Genomic DNA, 18,778 nt, shown 5'->3' on the forward strand with positions numbered 1-18,778 from the left:
GTTTCTTGTCAGGTAATGGGGAGCTTAATTTGCATTAATGCAAGATGTTATCGCTTTGCGGACTTGTTCGCGAGTAATATCGGCACGTAATTCGGATTGACCGATGCCTTTTGGTAAAACAAGGTGTAATTTGCCACCAGATACCTTTTTGTCTCTCATCATATGAGGTAAATAGTCATCAGGTGTCATTTCAATAGGACCGTTGACGGGAAGATTAGCTTTCTCAAGCAATTGAATAACACGTTGAGTCTCTTCTTCAGTGAATTGACCAAGTGCTTGAGATGTTCTTGCCGCCATTACCATACCTGCAGCAACAGCTTCACCATGCAACCAAACACCATATCCCATATGAGCTTCAATGGCGTGTCCATAAGTATGTCCTAGGTTGAGTAGTGCGCGTAAACCACTTGTTTCTTTTTCATCAGCAGCAACGACGTCAGCTTTTAGTTCACAGCAACGACGGATACAAAATGCCATGGTTTTAGGATCAAGAGCTAAGAGTTTTTCAATATTATTTTCAAGCCAGATAAAAAAGTCTTTATCTAAAATGATGCCATATTTAATAACTTCAGCTAAACCCGATGAAAGTTCACGAGGCGGTAATGTGGCAAGACAATCGAGATCGATAACAACAGAAGCGGGCTGATAAAACGCACCAATCATGTTTTTGCCAAGAGGGTGATTAACTGCGGTTTTTCCACCAACAGAAGAGTCAACTTGTGACAATAGTGTTGTTGGTACTTGGATAAAGCGAACACCACGTTGATAGCTTGCTGCGGCAAAACCGGTTAGATCACCAATAACACCACCACCTAATGCGATAAGTGTTGTATCTCGATTGTGATTTTTTTCTAATAATGCAGTAAAGACATCATTCATGATCTCTAGCGATTTATATTGTTCGCCATCAGGCAAAATCACGCTATCAACCAAAACACCTTGTTTTTTTAAGGTGTCTGTTACCTTTTCTAAATAGAGTGGAGCAAGTGTCACGTTTGTGACTATCATAACTTGCTGCCCTGATTTTAAAGGTAAAAAGGTATCTTCTTGATGAAAAAGGCCAGAAGCAATGGTAATGGGATAGCTTCTTTCACCTAATGTGACAGTGATTTTTTCCATAACAGTGGCCTTCTTCTTATTGTCTTTACTTAACCTTATAAATAGCTGAATTTATTAGTTTTGTTCTAATAATTCAATTATTTGATTGGCTACAATTTTTGCACTCTGATCATCAGTATGAATAGTGATGTCAGCAATCTCTTCATAAAGAGGATTACGTTCTTCAGCTAATGTCTCTAGGACATCGCGCACAGGTTCAACACCTTGCAATAAAGGACGCTTTTTATCACGTTGGGTACGAGCGAGTTGTTTTTCAATATTGGTTTCTAAATAAACAACCACACCACGTGCAGATAGTCTGTTACGGGTTTCTCGCGATTTCACCGAGCCACCACCTGTTGCAAGTACAATGCCTTGTTTTTCAGTGAGTTCGTTGATTATTTTCTCTTCTCGTTGACGGAAGCCTTCTTCGCCTTCAACATCAAATACCCAACCTACATCCGCACCTGTACGCCGCTCAATTTCCTGATCGGAATCATAAAACTCCATACTAAGTTGTTGAGCTAACTGACGACCAATAGTGCTTTTGCCGGCACCCATAGGCCCAACCAGAAAGATATTACGTTTCTCTGCCATGTTTTTGGTATTACTAAGATATTCGTTAATGATAACCCGCCCCGCCAAATTCATTCAGCGACGGGACCTAAACTGAAATTTATGAGTGTTTATCTAATTCACACCTGATAACATTTGTTATCTACTCTCATAATAAGACTGAGTTCTTTCAGTAGATCGCTATAAAATAACCACATGCTGTCATAAGCGACAACATAGGATAAAAATCCCTTTGCCCACAGTACATAACAAAAACTACTAAAAAAAGTAATTATCTTTGTTGGCAACGCGGAGATTCTAACACAATTTAGTCGGAAAACCGCATCTGATAATATTGTCTTTTTCGTCATCAATCGATCAATATTACATATAAAAAGCCCTACCTCCAAGAATAGAGGAAGTGCATAAAATGTATCCGTATTTTTATTGTGATGTTTCAGGCTCACTCAAATTAGCTAACCCTTGTAAGCTAAATCGTCCTCATCGTCAAATCTATAAATACTGATTATAAGAAAAAACAATGAATAACTCTCAGTTTAATCCTAGTAAAAAACATATAGTGCTTTGTATTTTATAATAAAAGTATTTATTACATAAAAAATTAGATTAATTTGGGTGTAATAAAAATAACCAATTCATGGCGGCTGTGTTGCTCTCTTTTATGACTGAAAAGTACGCCTAGTAATGGAATAGAGGATAAGAAAGGGATCTTTGCCGTGTGTTCTTGTTGTTTTTGCTGAAATATACCGCCTAACATAATGGTTTCTCCATCACGAATAGTCACTTCTGTGCTGATCTCTTGTTTATCAATAGACAGATGTTCACTTCCACCTTGAACAAGTGCAATGCCTGGTGTGTTTTGACTAATTTTAAGTATTAATCTTATCTTTTTATTTCTTTGAATTATGGGTGTTACTTCCATACCTAAGACAGCTTCTTTAAATTGAACTCGTGTAATTTCATTATCTCGACTGACATAGGGGATCTCCGTTCCTTGTTTGATGGATGCTGTTTTTTCATGAGCGGTCGTTAGCCGTGGACTTGCAATAATAGATAACTGTTTTTCTTGTTCTAATGCGCTTAATTCAAGCTCTAATAGACGCCCATTAATTCTGGCAATATTAAATGCAATATAGTGAAGGGGATTTTTGGTATTTTGATGGAGCGATAATGCAGAAAGTGAAGGGGTTGATAACGCTGAATTAAGCGAAGAGGTTGTTGGAATAGCATTAGGTATTGTAGAGGCGGCTTCGGTTTGTGTTTTTAATGCTTGTAATCCCCATTGAGTGCCTAATTCATTTAAAGCATCCTGACTGCTACTCACAATATGTGCGGTGATATGAACTTGTTGTTGGGGAGTATCTCGTAATTTTAACCAATCCTCAATTTCAGACAGTGTCTTACTATTATCAACGATAGAAAGACTATTTGATTCACTATCTACAATAATGCGTCCCTGCTGACTAAGTAATGGAATAGTATGATTACTTAGTTGTTCACCTAATTTCTTAGCATCAGCATAATTTAATGGATAAAGTTGGTGATGTAATTCCTCTGGTTGTTCTGTGGTTGATGTTTGCTCTTCAATAAAGGTGGATGACATTTTTTCATCATCGATATTCTCAGGAAAGAAGGGATCTCTGGTGTGAGCCCTAATGGTGGTTGCCATACATAATATGACAATTAAAATTCCTATCTTCATGATATATCACCCTGTATTGCGCTAGGATAACTTAGCTCTGTCAGGCCCATTTGTACTGAAATTAAATGGGTTTCTATTGGAACAATATTCAGAGAAATAAGCGCTAAGCTCGTTTGATTAAGGTATTCCAATAGCGTTAAAAACTGTGAGTAAGACAAAGTAAACGTAAGTTTATATAAAGAGTTAGGCGTGATTTCCCAAATCTCTGGCATAAAATGATAAGTCATCAATAAGTGTTGTAATTGCTCACTAACTGGAGAGGTATTTAATGGGATGTCATAATCTATTTGTTGTGCGATCAGTGAATTAAGAGTAGGCATTGTTTCTAACGTACTTTGATGGTGATTAATGCGCTTTAGTCTTTGTGCCATTTCTACATGCTGTTGGGTTATCTCTTGCTGGTAGTCTGTGTAGATAAAGAGGTAATAAAATAGAAAGGCAATAAAAGGTATAATTAAGCTCAGTAAAGTGAGTTTCCACTTAGGTAAAAATGCAATAAATAACAACCATTGTGCATTTATTTTCATTGGCTTCCCTCATCTTCTTCATTTTCGTATCCTCGATTTTGCTCTTCTGATTTTCCGTTTAAATGTACTTCTGTGTAAGACGGATCAATTTTGCTTTGTTGTAAATAACCCAATGTTAAATAGGCTAAAGCTGGGTGACTTTTAAGATTGGTAATAAAGGAGAGTGATTGTGTATTAGGGAGAGTGAGATGCAGTGAGAGTTGATTATCTGCTCCATCATAATGGCTAATCCAACCTGTTGAAGGAAGATGCATTTCGATAGCTCGAAAGAATTGAATGTAATGTAAATATCGCAGCCAGTTTTGATAATAGAGTGAATAGTTTTGATAACGTAAAAGTGTCTGTTTTTTCTGTTCTTGATATATATCTAGCTGCTTTAGTAATAAATCTTCTTGTTGCTGAGTTTGGCGTTGTTGAGCTGTTATGAGTGTTCGCTTTTGTGTCAAATGGTAAGTGCAATAGCTACAAATAACGAAAGTGATTGTGAGCAATGATAGCGTTTGAGAAAGCCATAACCATGCTTTTTGTCTAAATAACCTGTGCCGCCAAGGTAGATAATTTATTTGATACATAACACCTCTTCAAGGCGTAATGCCAAACCGAGTGCAACAAGTGGAATGAGATCTTTATTTGACGTTGTTTTAAATAAGTCGTGGGAATGATTGGGCCAAATAGGCATTGACTGGCTAAAATATTCCTCATTCTCACCCGTTAAGTAACAGTGCTTTAATGACCAATGATATTTTTCTATTAGCTGGTCAATATATGCTTGTTGTTCTTGTTGGTTTTCATAGGCGATAGAGCCGTAATGGGGCATGTTTTCATCAGATGATACCCAAAGTAGCATTTTGTTTTTACAGTATAAAAGTGGATCTTGAGGTGAGATATCAAGGTAAGTTGCTAAATAGCGTAGTGCACATGCAGGGGTATCAATCGCAGTTATTGTTAAGTTTATTCGAGAAAATAAGTCAATATACTTATCTAAAATCGTTTTATGGCACAGATGAATAGCGAGTTTCCCTTTATTTTGTCGATAATCAAAATTAACAGGGATTTTCGTATTTTGTGTGTAAGATGTGGCTCGTAGTTGAGCTAACCGATAACATGCTGCTGATGTAAGGGAAATAGCATGAGGCAGTGGAATAATTTGATAGTTTTCATAAATATCAGGTAGCGAAAGCGTAACATTATTAATAGAGGGCAATTTTTTACGCCAATCTATTAGGATTTTTCTTAATTTTGTGTCATTTACATCGCCATTAAGAGGTAAAGGGAATTGCCAAAATGCACTGATCTTCCATTGTTTATTCTGCTGAAATACCAAAACTGCATTGATATGATGAGTGTTAATTTCAATACCAATCTGGTAATTGTGTGTTTCCATAAATGATATCCATATCTATTGATGAGTAATTGCCTATTTTCAAAGAGGCGTTACCTTTATACTACGCACTGTTTGTTTATAAACCGCCCAATTCACACTACATGGGAAATTTAAGGTGAAGTTCTTAAAATATTTTTTCATCTTCGTTTTTGCTTGCATAATTTTGGGAGCAGCCTCGATATACGGTATGTATAAGTATGTTGAGCCTCAGTTACCCGATGTCGCGACATTAAAAGATGTTCGTTTACAAACCCCTATGCAGGTATTTAGTGCAGACGGAGAGTTGATCGCGCAATACGGTGAAAAACGTCGTTTACCGCTAACATTGGAGGAGATGCCTCCTCAACTTATTAATGCCTTTATTGCAACAGAAGATACGCGTTTTCGTGAGCATCACGGTATTGACCCTATTGGGATCTCGCGTGCTGTTGTCGTGGCATTAACATCAGGACAAGCTTCTCAAGGCGCAAGTACCATCACGCAACAACTAGCTCGAAATTTCTTTTTAACACCTGAAAAGAAATTAATGCGAAAAATTAAAGAAGCCTTTTTGGCGATCCGCATTGAGAAAGAGCTTACTAAAGATGAAATTTTAGCGCTGTATCTAAATAAAATTTATCTAGGTAACCGTGCTTACGGTGTGGGTGCTGCGGCTTATGTTTACTTTGGTAAGAGTGTTCATGAGCTTAGCCTAAATGAAATGGCAGTGATTGCTGGTTTACCAAAAGCACCATCAACACTTAACCCGCTCTATTCTTATGATCGTGCTTTAAAACGTCGTAATGTCGTTTTACAGCGTATGTATGAAGAGAACTATATCACTCGTGCACAGTATGAAAGTGCAAGGGCAGAGCCGATTGTTGCTAAATACCATGCACCGCAAATTGATTTCTCCGCACCTTATCTAACAGAGATGGTGAGAATGGAGATGTATGAGCGCTATGGTGAAAATGCTTACACTGATGGCTATAAAATCTACACTACGGTTGTTCGTAAAGATCAACTAGCAGCAGAAAAAGCGTTGCGTGACAATGTTATCGACTACGATATGCGTCATGGTTACCGAGGTGCTCAAGAAGTTTTATGGAGTGAAGGGCAAACGCCATGGGATAATGAAGCTATCACCAAGAAATTAAAAGGGATCCAAACTTATGGTCCTTTAATTCCGGCGGTTGTGTTATCTGCGGATGCTAAAGAAGCCAAAGTTATCTTAAAAACGGGCGACAACATTACGCTAGATTTAAAAGCGGTTCGTTGGGCTCGTAAATTTATTTCTGACACTTCTCAAGGTGCAACACCGACAAAAGTTGATGCCGTTGTCCATGTTGGTGAGCAAATTTGGGTACGTCAAAATAACGAAAACAGTTGGGTATTAGCGCAACTTCCAGGTGTTAATGCAGCATTTGTTGCATTAGATCCAATCAATGGAGGGATTATTGCGCTTGTTGGTGGTTTTGATTTTGAGATCAGTAAATTTAACCGTGTTTCTCAATCTTTACGCCAAGTCGGTTCAAACATTAAACCTTTCTTATATGCTGCGGCGTTAGATAAAGGGTTGACGTTATCGACACTACTTAATGATTTACCTATTAGCCGTTGGGATGCTGGTGCAGGTACAGATTGGCGTCCTAAAAACTCACCGCCAACTTATGCAGGTCCTATTCGTTTACGCCAAGGTTTAGGTCAGTCTAAAAACGTAGTAATGGTACGAGCAATGCGCGCAATGGGTGTGGATTATGCCGCTGATTATCTATTGCGTTTTGGTTTCCCTAATCAAAATATTGATAGAACAGAATCTTTAGCATTAGGTTCACCATCATTTACGCCAATGCAAATGGTACGAGGGTTTGCTGTTATGGCAAACGGCGGATATCTCATCGAGCCTTATTATATTCAACGTATTGAAAATGCTGATGGTGAAGAGCTGTTTACTGCAAAACCGAAAGTAGCTTGCCCAGATTGTACAGATATCCCTGTTATTTACGGCGATACAATGCGTTCTATTGCGTTATCAGATGACTATATGGAAAACGTTGCTCAATCTAATAAATCTCAGCCTGAAACAACTGAGCCTGAAATTGAATTAGAGCAAGCACCGTTAGCTGAAACTGTAAAAGAAAGCCCTTATGCACCACACGTTATCAGCACACCACTGGCTTACTTAATGCATGATGCATTAAGAACAAACCTTGTGGGTGAACCAGGATGGTCTGGTACTGGTTGGCGTGCTGTTCGTGATCTTAAACGCCAAGATATAGGTGGTAAGACAGGAACAACAAACAGCTCTAAAGATGCGTGGTTCTCTGGATATGGTGCCAATATTGTTGCCACAGCTTGGATTGGTTTTGATGATAGTAGCCGCAATTTAGGTCGAACTGCTGCTAGTGGCGGTGAAGCGGGTGCTAAAACAGCACAACCTATTTGGAACGACTTTATGAAAGTGGCTCTGGATGGTGTGCCAGTTAATATGATGCCTGCACCAAAAGGTGTCGTCGCTGTTCAAATTGATAGAAGAACAGGAAAGCTGGCAGGTGATGGTTCTTCAATGAAAGAATATTTTATTGATGGAACCCAACCGACAGAAAGAGCAAAAAATGAAGTAGGAACACAGATTTTTGAGGATAATGGCGAGTCTAACGAGTTATTCTAATTAATCGAAAATAAAAACCGGATGTCAAAGTCCGGTTTTTTATTATCTACTTATTTTGTAATAGATAGCGATGGGCTAAGAAGAGAGCACTGACGCTACGAGCTTCTGTGAAGTCTGGATGGTCGAGTAAATCCATCATTTTTGCGATAGGCCAACGTATTTGGAACAGTGGTTCAGGTTCATCACCTTCAAGTTGTTCTGGATAAAGGTCATGCGCAATAACAATGTTCATTTTGCTAGAAAAGTAAGACGGTGCCATAGAAAGCTTTGCAAGTTCTATTAATGAATGGGCACCATAGCCAATTTCTTCTTTTAGTTCGCGGTTTGCGGCTTGTAGGGCATTTTCACCGGGATCAATTGCGCCTTTGGGAAAACCAAAATCGTAATTTTCGATACCAACGGCGTATTCACGAATAAGAATAAGATTGTCATCAATGATAGGAACAATCATAACGGCTTCACGATTAGCTGGTTTCATTCGCTCATAAGTACGTTTTTCTCCGTTACTAAACTCCAGATTAACGGATTGGATCTGAAATAATCGAGAACGGGCGATGTTATCAACGTTTAATATATTGGGTTTTTTAAGTTCTTTCATAACAGTCCCTGGCAGAATAGAGATTAACCTGAATTTAACACATTAATGACAAAATAAATCTAACAATTAGATTTAGCTTTTAAGGGAAAATTGAGTACACTCCGCTATCCAACCTAGTTATTTATTGATTTTTTGAGAATATTATTATTTATTGATTCGCTATTTTACCTGAAGATAGCGTTGTTAGCGGATATAAACTTGATAAGAGATATAAATTATAACGCGACAGCAAAAATATAATCTATTGTATTTAAATAAAAAATAGAACAAAAGAATAGGAATTGCCTTATGTTAGGCAGGGTTTTAAATTTGTTATTGTTACTACGCAGCATCAGTATAAGCATGGGGAAAAAATGAGATTATCAGTCATTATATTGGCTATCTTGATGATAAGCCTATTTATAATGGCCGCCTTTCTATTCTTTAAAAGAAGGCGGCTTGATGGCTCACATCATCTCCCATCCCTCGCTAAACCTACTTATCGCAAGCTCACTTCTGATGACTATGGGCTTATTAGTGATTATTTATCTTATTTTGGTACCTCTGATTTCTCTTCTGGCTATTCATTACAAAACTTCCCCGAGATGCCAGTTAAAGGCGAAGTCGTTACTACATTAAGAAATATCGTTAATCGCTTTGCGGGTTCTAGTGAAGGATTAAATCATTGGCGTTACTATATTGATGCTGTTGAAATTCATATTCCCCCACTGCTTGTTCCTTATCTTCAGCAAGAAAACGTTCTTGATGTTGTCTGCACCCCCTCGATCCCCATCGTTGTGGGTGTGAATGGTCATTTCTTAAAAGATGAAAAAATTCATTTTTCTGCTTTAAGTTTAAAGCAGCTTTCTGAGCCAATATTGGCAAATGGTTCATCAACAATTCAAAAGAATGAAGGTGATGCGGCTCACTTATTACAAATCCGAGAAGAAACAAACGAAGAATATCGATTACATAACTCATCTGGTTTTTGGGATGGTTCTTTTATTTGTATAGGGTTTACGTTGTGCCTAACAGCCTTAATGATGCCTCAAGTTTTTCTTCCTTGGATACTAGCGACCGGTAGTGCTTTTCTTGCTATTGGTGTTTTTCTGATCCACAACCCTTTGATCAAACCTCGTAAACAAGAAATCCACTGCTTTAAAGGACGTTTAAAGCGCTGGGGGCTTTTTGGTAACTTTGATCATGGGCAGGTAAAAAATGTTTCTTTAGGGGGGATTGATCTCATTTATCCGCCTCATTGGGAGCCTTATATTCAAAGCGATATTGATAAGGTGACTTATTTAGAAATGTACCCAAGTCATCATGTTGTAAAGCAAGGAAATTACCTTTCATTGCATGATGAAGAAAAAAATTATCCATATAAACGCTATATTAAAAATATTATCTTCGTTTTCTGGAGCCTGTTTATTATTGGCATGTTGTATCTCTATCAGCCACTTTCTCTTTCAATGAAGCTCAGTTTTTCATGGCTTAAAGATACAGAACCTCACTTAGTCACCAATTTTACCGAGTTGGAAACAACTGATTTGCATGTCGGAGATATTATTCAAGCGAAAGGGGTTGGGATGTGTTACATGCCACCTAATTTATCAAGTAAGAATAATAAAACGATTTTTGCACCTTTTGATTGTTCGGGAATTTACTGGAATAACAGTAATCCAATGCCAATGCCTGAATCGAGCACGATAGAAAAAGCCGCTGCTTTATTGCATATGGTTGAAGAGCAATTACATCCTGTTTCTAATAACCGAGTTAACCCAAGTTTAGGGCAAGCTATTACTAAATCCGGGATGAACCTATTAGATAATTTTGATGGCATTGTGTTGAAAACACAGGATTTATGCCCAAGAGAAAACGAGTGTATTCGCCTTAAAATGGCGCTAGTAAACTTAAGTAATGTCAATGATTGGGCTGCATTAGTTCAACGAGCTGAAAGTGGTAAATTAACTGGAACCAATGTTTTATTGCGTGCAGTAAGTGCTGAGGCCTTGGAAAAGCTTATCGACACCACCACATCTTCTTTTATCTACCGAGAAATAGATAAAGCCGCAATACTGTTAAACAGTCCTCCTCCGGGGGGGGTGCTGTTAATCAGTGATGAAAGAAAACAGCTTGTTGATTACGCTTCAAGTTCAAACTCTGTGTTTGAACCTACTCCGTTAGAACAGTGGCGAGAACTACAACGTTTATCTGATATTTTATTGCATACACCTTTTGATACAGGTGGGGTAATAACTGGCATGGTTGTTGATGCGAATGGTACGTTACAGATATTTTTACATAGCCTGCCAGATTCAATGACGATGTTATATTACATCGGGAATACGTTATTATTGTTTATCGCTATTGGGTTCTTAATATTGAACCTATTTCTTATCATCCGGCGTCGGCGACAAAACAACCAACGCATGAATAAAATCAGTCTCTACTATGAGCACTGTTTTTATCGCCCTCCTCAGTAAGTCCCTTGTTGTGGAAGGCTATGTGTTTACACTATCGCCTTCATAAAGAAGTTGAAGTTAAGGAGAAAGGGATGAGTCAACCATCGCAAGAAAGTGGCGTCCGTTTAGATAAATGGCTCTGGGCTGCACGTTTCTATAAAACACGCGCTATTGCTCGCACAATGATTGAAGGTGGTAAAGTTCACTACAATGGTGTGAGAGGCAAGCCAAGTAAAACCGTTGAAGAGGGCGCTGAAATACGTCTACGACAAGGTAATGATGAACGGACGGTAACCATTCTTATGGTAAGCTCACAGCGACAAGGTGCTACGCAAGCACAAGCACTTTATTGTGAAACACCAGAGAGTATTGCTAAAAGAGAAAAAATTGCTCTAGCAAGAAAAATGAATGCGTTAACAATGCCTCATCCTGAACGTCGTCCCGATAAAAAGGAAAGACGCACCTTACTTCGCTTCAAACAGACAAATTTACAAGAATCGGATTAACCGATTCCCTGAAATGAGAGAAAATCATGTCTAAAAAAGACTCTTTATCACGTTTTTTATTTGAAAAAAACGCGGTACGTGGCGAATTGGTCAATGTGACTGAAACCTATCAATCAATGCTTGAAAATCACCATTATCCTGAGCCAGTTCAACACCTTCTGGGGGATTTGCTGGTGGCTACCAGTTTGTTAACAGCTACGCTTAAATTTGAAGGCGATATTACGGTTCAAATACAAGGTGATGGTCCTGTGCGACTGGCAGTGATCAATGGAAATAACAATCAACAAATGCGTGGTGTTGCGCGTATTGGGGATGATGTTAAAGCAGGTAGTAGCTTAAAAGAGATGATCGGGAATGGTTTTATGGTCATCACGGTAACACCTGAGAAAGGTGAACGTTATCAAGGGATTGTTGCTCTTGATGGCGAAACTATCGAAGCCTGTATTGATAACTACTTTAAGCAATCAGAACAGTTACCTACACGCGTATTTATTCGCAGTGGTACGCAAGCAGGCAAACCAGCCGCAGCGGGTATGTTATTACAAGTATTGCCAGCATCAGAAGAGTTCACCGCAGAACATACGGCTGAACATTTTGAATTGCTCACACAGTTAACACATACAATCAAGGCTGAAGAGCTATTTACGCTAGATACTAAAGAGATCTTACATCGCTTATATCACGAAGAAGATGTCACTCTTTATGATCCTCAAGTTGTTGAATTCCATTGCACTTGTTCGCGAGAACGTTGTGAAAATACATTAGTAACATTGTCGAAAGAAGATGTGAACCACCTGTTGCAAGAACAGGGAAATATTGATATGGAATGCGAATATTGTGGAACACATTACATCTTCACAGAGAATGATATTAATAATATCAATAAGTTGGATGGGTCTGAATTGCACTGATTCGATTTAGCAAGACCATTTTATCCAAAGGACGCTATTTTGCGTCCTTTTTTATTCAACAATATTTCTTTAGTTTTGTGCATTAGCTCTCGTTCTTAACATAAAAAAATTATAAATTTTCAAAATATTGATAACAATCGCTGTTAATTACTCGTAACACCTTAATATTATTCGTAGAAAGGTCTATTTATCAGGAGCGAAACTATGAGCGTTAAAGGTCTTACCCCTAAGGATCTCCAGCAGTACGGTATTAAGGACACGAGTGAAATCATTTATAACCCAAGCTACGAGCTGTTATTTAATGAAGAAACCAAGCCTGGATTAACAGGTTACGAGCGAGGCACTCTAACCTCGTTAGGCGCTATTGCCGTTGATACAGGTATATTTACTGGACGTTCTCCGAAAGATAAATACATTGTTCGTGATGATGTTACTCGTGACACCGTATGGTGGGCTGATCAGGGTAAAGGTAAGAACGATAATAAGCCACTTTCACAAGAAGTGTGGGCTGACTTAAAATCGTTAGTTACTAATCAGCTATCAGGCAAACGTTTGTTTGTTGTTGATGCGTTTTGTGGTGCGAATGCGGATACACGTTTAAAAGTGCGTTTTATCACAGAAGTTGCTTGGCAAGCGCATTTTGTTAAAAATATGTTTATTCGCCCTGAACAAGAAGAGCTGGAAAATTTCACACCAGACTTCATTGTGATGAACGGAGCGAAATGTACAAATCCAAATTGGAAGGCACAAGGTCTGAATTCAGAGAACTTCGTGGCTTTCAATTTAACTGAACGCATTCAGTTAATTGGTGGTACTTGGTACGGCGGTGAGATGAAGAAAGGTATGTTCTCTATGATGAACTACTTCCTTCCTCTTAAAGGTATGGCTTCTATGCACTGCTCCGCAAACGTTGGCGAAAGTGGTGATGTTGCTATTTTCTTTGGTCTATCTGGTACAGGTAAAACAACTCTTTCAACCGATCCTAAGCGTAAGCTAATTGGTGATGATGAACATGGTTGGGATGATGACGGTGTGTTTAACTTTGAGGGTGGCTGTTACGCAAAAACAATCCACTTATCAAAAGAAGCCGAACCCGATATCTATGGTGCAATTAAACGCGATGCACTATTAGAAAACGTGGTTGTGTTATCTGACGGCTCTGTTGATTTCGATGATGGCTCAAAAACAGAAAATACCCGTGTTTCTTATCCTATTTATCATATCGACAATATCGTTAAACCCGTTTCCAAAGCAGGTCACGCTAAGAAAGTCATTTTCTTAACAGCGGATGCTTTTGGTGTGTTACCTCCTGTTTCACGTTTAACACCAGAACAGACGCAATACCACTTTTTATCAGGTTTCACTGCTAAACTTGCGGGAACTGAACGTGGTGTGACAGAACCAACGCCAACATTCTCTGCTTGTTTTGGTGCAGCATTCTTATCTTTGCATCCAACACAGTACGCTGAAGTATTGGTAAAACGTATGCAAGCATCTGGTGCAAAAGCCTACTTGGTTAATACAGGTTGGAACGGTACAGGTAAGCGTATTTCAATTAAAGATACACGCGCGATTATTGATGCCATCTTAAATGGTGATATTGATAAAGCACCGATGAAAACATTACCAGTGTTTGATTTAGAGATCCCAACAGCATTGCCTGGTGTTAACAGCGAAATCTTAGATCCTCGTGATACTTATGCTGATAAAACACAATGGGATACTAAAGCAGACGATCTTGCCGATCGCTTTGTGAAAAACTTCGATAAGTATACGGATACCCCAGCAGGTCAAGCATTGACTAAAGTTGGGCCAAAACGTTAATTTTTATTAGTATAAAAACATGGTATGAATAAAAACATAGCGTGAATAAAAACACCAAACTCATAGGATGTGATTTTGGTGTTTTTTATTATTGAGATCTTTGAGATAAAAAAAATCCCTGAAATGCGAGAAGATTTCAGGGAATAGAAAAATAAAGTGAAATAGTTTATTAGAGAAAAAGTGGTTTTAGAGGGTGATAGCCCAACTATGCTGTTACAGGAGGTAAGTCAAACAGTAAGATTTCACTATCTTCATCACCAACGAAACGGATCATATCTTCATTAGCAATTGCCACACCATCACTGGTGGTCGCAATAATGTCATTAATCGTTATTTTACCTTTCACAACTTGTAGCCAAACATGGCGACCTGCTTCGGCTTTATATTGTGCTTCTTCACCTTTTTTCAGGTTCCAGCGCCATAACGTCATATCTTGAAAGACTTTTAAAGAGCCATCACGGGCATCTGGCGATAAAATAAGCTGTTTGTTTACTGTCGTATCAAAACGGCGTTGATCGTAACGTGGTGTGATACCGACGGTATTTGGCATAATCCAAATCTGGTAAAAATGCAGTCCTTTATCACTATTCGGATTATATTCTGAGTGAGTAATACCTGTACCTGCACTCATTATTTGAAACTCACCAGCAGGAACATTTTCTTTATTACCCATGCTGTCTTTATGCTCGATATTACCTTCAAGCACATAGGTTAAAATTTCCATATCTTTATGTGGGTGAGTACCAAATCCTTCACCGGGTATGACGCGATCTTCATTAATAACTCGTAGTGCAGAAAATCCCATAAAGTCACGATCGTAATAATTTGCGAAAGAGAAGGTATGCCAGCTATCTAGCCAACCATGATTAGCGTGTCCTCTTTCATTTGCTTTGCGTAGATAAATCATAATGTGTTTCCTTCTCTGAAGTTGTTGAACACAGTTTACTCAATAGCGCAAAGTAAAAAAGCGGAGGAATTTAACCTGAGAATTCAAATAATTTGAATAAGAGGAAACAAAAACATCGAATAAGTTCTAGAAAAGAAAAAGCCAGCACCCGGCTGGCTAAAGTAAAACACTGGAAGCAATGTGAGCAATGTCGTTCTTTCATATGACCCTGAAGGTGGTGCATCTGAAAGCGTTATTGATGATAATAGTTCTCAGTATCATTTGTAAAGTCCTTTTTTTAAGCAAATTAGAAAAAAGAGCCAAAAAAGTCATAACTCACTGATTAACGAGTTATTTTATTTTAATAATTTTTTAAAACATTAATATAACCAAATAGTTAACAATATTCTTTATAGGGTCATTTATAGGAAAAAGAAGAGAAAATGCGGCATAAAACCAGAGAAAAGGAAAGGGTATAAGGTATTTTGGATCTCTACCAAGAAATACAAGAAGAAAAAGCCATCACTGATTGATGATGGCTGGTTTTTATTATGTATGACTTATAAGTTTAAAGAATTATAAAACTAATATTTATAACTTTAACATTTACAGATTTATTCATTATTACTCAACAAAAGTCGATTTGGATGTTGAGATAAGGTTCTGCGCACAGGCATAAGCTGAACTCCATGCCCATTGGAAGTTATATCCACCTAACCAACCCGTCACATCAACTACTTCTCCAATAAAATAGAGTCCTTTTACTTTTGTGGCTTCCATTGTTTTAGAGGATAGGGTTCGAGTATCTACGCCACCCAGTGTGACTTCTGCGGTACGATATCCCTCAGTACCATTGGGTTGAACTTGCCATTCTTGTAGTAACGTTGCAATTTGCGTAATACGTTCATTACTAAGTTGAGTCAGAGAAATATCAGGTAACTGTTTATTTTCTATCATTATTTCAATAAAGCGCTTTGGTAATAAGCGAGAAAGCGTATTTTTTAATGATTGATTCGGATGCTCTTGACGTTTTTCTTGTAGAAAGCTTTCAAGATCAGTATTTGGAAGTAAGTTAATACTTACATACTCACCTGGTTGCCAATAATTAGAGATTTGCAAAATAGCCGGTCCTGAAAGGCCGCGGTGAGTAAAAAGAATGTTCTCTTTAAAACTTGTCCCATTCTTTGCCGTCACAATAGCAGGTATAGCCACGCCAGATAGCTGGCTTAATTGCTCAAGTTGGGGTTTATGCAATGTAAAAGGAACCAATCCTGCACGTGTTGGTAAAACTGGAAGCCCAAATTGCTCTGCAACTTTATAGCCAAAAGGAGTGGCACCTAAACCGGGCATAGAAAGTCCGCCACTGGCAATAACCACCGAAGGCGTCGTAATAGTTTTTCCATCAACAAAAATAGCAAAGCCTACATCTGTTTTCTCTATTTGCGTGACTTCACTACGTAAGCGAACACTTACTTTCCCTTTTTGGCATTCAGTGAGTAATAAATCAACAATTTGTTGTGCTGAATCATCACAAAATAGCTGCCCTAGCGTTTTTTCATGGTAGGCAATGCTATGTTTTTGCACTAACTCAATAAAATCCCATTGTGTATAGCGAGCAAGTGCTGACTTACAGAAATGTGGATTCTCTGATAAGTATGCCGAAGGTTCGATATACATATTGGTGAAGTTACAACGCCCACCACCTGACATTAGAATTTTACGGCCTGCTTTTTTACCATTATCAAGGACTAAAACAGATAATCCTGCTTGTCCTGCTAAAGACGCACAAAAAAGCCCCGCGGCACCTGCACCTATAATTACTGTATCGTATGATCCCACAATGATGTCTCGTTCTTGGTTTTCTCTGACTACTTAATCAATGATTTTCGCGTAAGATCAGAGTGTTTTTGTAAAATTATATGGAGAAATCTGCATTTTTCACCTAAATTCTTATTAGCAAGGAAAAAAATTGTCAGAAATTTACTTTTTTTTTATTTTTATTAATTAAATGATATATAAGGAATTATCTTAAAAAGGCTCTGATTTTCTTGGTTATCAAATCAAAAAAAGGTTAAATTTCGCTTCCACCGTTCGCATTTGTCGCTGATAATGCGCCGCGTTCATGTCCAACTAACTGGCTTAACGTCTATGCTACATTTGTTTACTGACCTAGAATTTCATACAGGTTTAATGTTGGTTTTAGCACTGCTATTTGTGCTATTTTATGAAGCTATTAACGGCTTCCATGATACCGCAAATGCGGTAGCAACTGTTATCTATACTCGTGCTATGCGTGCGCAATTTGCGGTCGTGATGGCGGGTGTATTTAACTTCCTTGGAGTTTTGCTCGGTGGATTGAGCGTAGCTTATGCTATCGTTCACTTGTTACCGACAGATCTTCTGCTGAATGTGAGCTCGGCTCATGGCCTTGCCATGGTCTTCTCGTTGCTGTTAGCCGCCATTATCTGGAACTTAGGTACATGGTATTTCGGTATTCCAGCATCAAGTTCACATACGCTGATAGGTGCTATCATTGGTATTGGTTTAACAAATGCTATCGTGACAGATTCGTCTATCGTTGACGCATTAAACATACCAAAAATGATCAGTATCTTCCTATCTCTCATTCTTTCACCAATTATCGGCTTGGTTATTGCAGGCGCGATGATTTTCTTACTGCGCCGTTACTGGAGTGGTACGAAAAAACGTCGTCGTATTCACCTGACACCAGCTGAACGTGAGAAGCAAGATGGTAAGCGTAAGCCACCATTTTGGACTCGTACTGCACTGATTTTATCTGCAGTTGGGGTAAGTTTCTCTCATGGTGCAAATGATGGGCAGAAAGGTATCGGTCTTATCATGTTGGTATTAATTGGCGTGGCGCCTGCGGGCTTTGTCGTCAATATGAGTGCGAGCGGATACGATATCACCAAAACTCATGATGCAGTTGTACACTTACAACAATATTATGAGAAACACCAGCCAGCACTACAACATGCTATTGAGAATACACCAGTAGTACCAGCACAAGCTGATGCTAGTGATACAGATTTCCATTGTAATAGCGCAAGAACGCCAGTTGTTCTGAATCAAACAGAACAGATGCTTGCAAATATTAGCTCTTATGATGAGCTAACAGCAGACCAGCGTGCTCAAATGCGTCGATTACTTATGTGTATCGCTGATACCGCAACAGAAGTGGCTAAATTACCAGAAACTAGCGCCCAAGATGCACGGTTCTTAAAAACATTGAGTCGTGACCTGCTAAACACAGTGGAATATGCTCCGATTTGGATCATTATCGCAGTGGCATTAGCGCTCTCTATCGGGACAATGGTAGGTTGGAAACGCGTTGCAGTAACAATTGGTGAGAAGATTGGTAAAAAAGGTATGACTTACGCTCAAGGGGTTTCTGCTCAGGTAACAGCAGCAGTTTCCATTGGTGTAGCAAGTTATACGGGTATGCCTGTATCAACAACACAAGTTTTATCATCTGCAGTTGCAGGTACCATGATTGTTGATGGTGGTGGTGTTCAAACGAAGACAGTGAAAAATATTGCACTGGCTTGGATCTTAACATTACCAGTTAGCATTGGTTTATCAGGTTTACTTTATTGGATATCACTGACATTTATTGTGAATAGCTGATAACAGTAACTTACCCAAGTTTGTTTA

General features: G+C 38.6%; 15 protein-coding genes. 6 read left to right on the plus strand and 9 right to left on the minus strand.

Annotated features, from left to right (window positions below; translation table 11 throughout):
• Positions 1 to 24: 24 nt before the first annotated feature.
• The 6 genes from aroB to ABN236_RS13820 form a co-directional block, all read right to left on the minus strand.
• Complete coding sequence (aroB, locus tag ABN236_RS13795; protein WP_349474247.1) at positions 25 to 1,119, minus strand: 3-dehydroquinate synthase; 1,095 nt, start codon at positions 1,117 to 1,119, stop codon at positions 25 to 27.
• Positions 1,120 to 1,173: 54 nt separating this feature from the next.
• Positions 1,174 to 1,695 carry a shikimate kinase AroK gene (aroK, locus tag ABN236_RS13800; protein WP_036914409.1) on the minus strand — a complete coding sequence of 174 codons (522 nt, stop codon included), beginning with the start codon at positions 1,693 to 1,695 and terminating at the stop codon, positions 1,174 to 1,176.
• Positions 1,696 to 2,275: 580 nt separating this feature from the next.
• Complete coding sequence (gene pilQ / locus ABN236_RS13805) at positions 2,276 to 3,376, minus strand: type IV pilus secretin PilQ (RefSeq protein ID WP_349474248.1); 1,101 nt, start codon at positions 3,374 to 3,376, stop codon at positions 2,276 to 2,278.
• Positions 3,373 to 3,903 carry a hypothetical protein gene (locus tag ABN236_RS13810; protein ID WP_349474249.1) on the minus strand — a complete coding sequence of 177 codons (531 nt, stop codon included), beginning with the start codon at positions 3,901 to 3,903 and terminating at the stop codon, positions 3,373 to 3,375. Before ABN236_RS13810 ends, pilQ begins: the two co-directional genes overlap by 4 nt.
• Entirely contained in the window at positions 3,900 to 4,475 is a 576-nt protein-coding gene (locus tag ABN236_RS13815) for a PilN family protein (RefSeq protein ID WP_318620265.1), read from the minus strand. The genes ABN236_RS13810 and ABN236_RS13815 overlap by 4 nt, the downstream gene beginning before the upstream one ends.
• Positions 4,463 to 5,287: a hypothetical protein gene (locus tag ABN236_RS13820; protein WP_349474250.1), complete on the minus strand. Its 825-nt coding sequence runs from the start codon at positions 5,285 to 5,287 to the stop codon at positions 4,463 to 4,465. Before ABN236_RS13820 ends, ABN236_RS13815 begins: the two co-directional genes overlap by 13 nt.
• 115 nt (positions 5,288 to 5,402) lie before the next feature.
• Here ABN236_RS13820 and mrcA point away from each other — a divergent pair, with 115 nt between their 5' ends.
• A complete protein-coding gene (gene mrcA / locus ABN236_RS13825) occupies positions 5,403 to 7,937 on the plus strand; it encodes a peptidoglycan glycosyltransferase/peptidoglycan DD-transpeptidase MrcA (RefSeq protein ID WP_349474251.1) in 2,535 nt (844 codons plus the stop codon).
• Between the two features lie 46 nt (positions 7,938 to 7,983).
• Here mrcA and nudE read toward each other — a convergent pair whose 3' ends face one another.
• Entirely contained in the window at positions 7,984 to 8,535 is a 552-nt protein-coding gene (gene nudE, locus ABN236_RS13830; protein WP_088494209.1) for an ADP compounds hydrolase NudE, read from the minus strand.
• Between the two features lie 353 nt (positions 8,536 to 8,888).
• Here nudE and umoB point away from each other — a divergent pair, with 353 nt between their 5' ends.
• The 4 genes from umoB (at position 8,889) to pckA (ending at position 14,217) form a co-directional block, all read left to right on the plus strand.
• Positions 8,889 to 10,997: a flagellar biogenesis regulator UmoB gene (gene umoB, locus ABN236_RS13835; protein ID WP_088494210.1), complete on the plus strand. Its 2,109-nt coding sequence runs from the start codon at positions 8,889 to 8,891 to the stop codon at positions 10,995 to 10,997.
• A gap of 71 nt (positions 10,998 to 11,068) precedes the next feature.
• Positions 11,069 to 11,482 (plus strand): ribosome-associated heat shock protein Hsp15, encoded by a 414-nt coding sequence (hslR, locus tag ABN236_RS13840; protein ID WP_088494211.1) that lies wholly within the window; start codon positions 11,069 to 11,071, stop codon positions 11,480 to 11,482.
• A 26-nt stretch (positions 11,483 to 11,508) separates the two neighbouring features.
• The gene (hslO, locus tag ABN236_RS13845) at positions 11,509 to 12,393 is read left to right on the plus strand and encodes an Hsp33 family molecular chaperone HslO (RefSeq protein WP_194951482.1); all 885 of its coding nucleotides are present in this window, start codon (positions 11,509 to 11,511) and stop codon (positions 12,391 to 12,393) included.
• 204 nt (positions 12,394 to 12,597) lie between these two features.
• On the plus strand, positions 12,598 to 14,217 hold the full coding sequence (gene pckA / locus ABN236_RS13850; RefSeq protein ID WP_088494213.1) for a phosphoenolpyruvate carboxykinase (ATP): 1,620 nt from the start codon (positions 12,598 to 12,600) through the stop codon (positions 14,215 to 14,217).
• Between the two features lie 205 nt (positions 14,218 to 14,422).
• On the opposite strand, the gene ABN236_RS13855 is transcribed toward pckA, so the two are convergent.
• Positions 14,423 to 15,124: a pirin family protein gene (locus ABN236_RS13855; protein ID WP_088494214.1), complete on the minus strand. Its 702-nt coding sequence runs from the start codon at positions 15,122 to 15,124 to the stop codon at positions 14,423 to 14,425.
• Between the two features lie 603 nt (positions 15,125 to 15,727).
• Positions 15,728 to 16,942 carry a BaiN/RdsA family NAD(P)/FAD-dependent oxidoreductase gene (locus ABN236_RS13860; protein WP_349474252.1) on the minus strand — a complete coding sequence of 405 codons (1,215 nt, stop codon included), beginning with the start codon at positions 16,940 to 16,942 and terminating at the stop codon, positions 15,728 to 15,730.
• A gap of 309 nt (positions 16,943 to 17,251) precedes the next feature.
• On the opposite strand from ABN236_RS13860, the gene pitA reads away from it, so the two are divergent.
• Positions 17,252 to 18,751, plus strand: a complete 1,500-nt coding sequence (gene pitA, locus ABN236_RS13865; RefSeq protein WP_088494216.1) for an inorganic phosphate transporter PitA — start codon at positions 17,252 to 17,254, stop codon at positions 18,749 to 18,751.
• The last annotated feature ends 27 nt before the right edge of the window (positions 18,752 to 18,778 follow it).

Source organism: Proteus sp. fly-1013 (genome assembly GCF_040140245.1).
Taxonomy (GTDB): domain Bacteria; phylum Pseudomonadota; class Gammaproteobacteria; order Enterobacterales; family Enterobacteriaceae; genus Proteus; species Proteus mirabilis_B.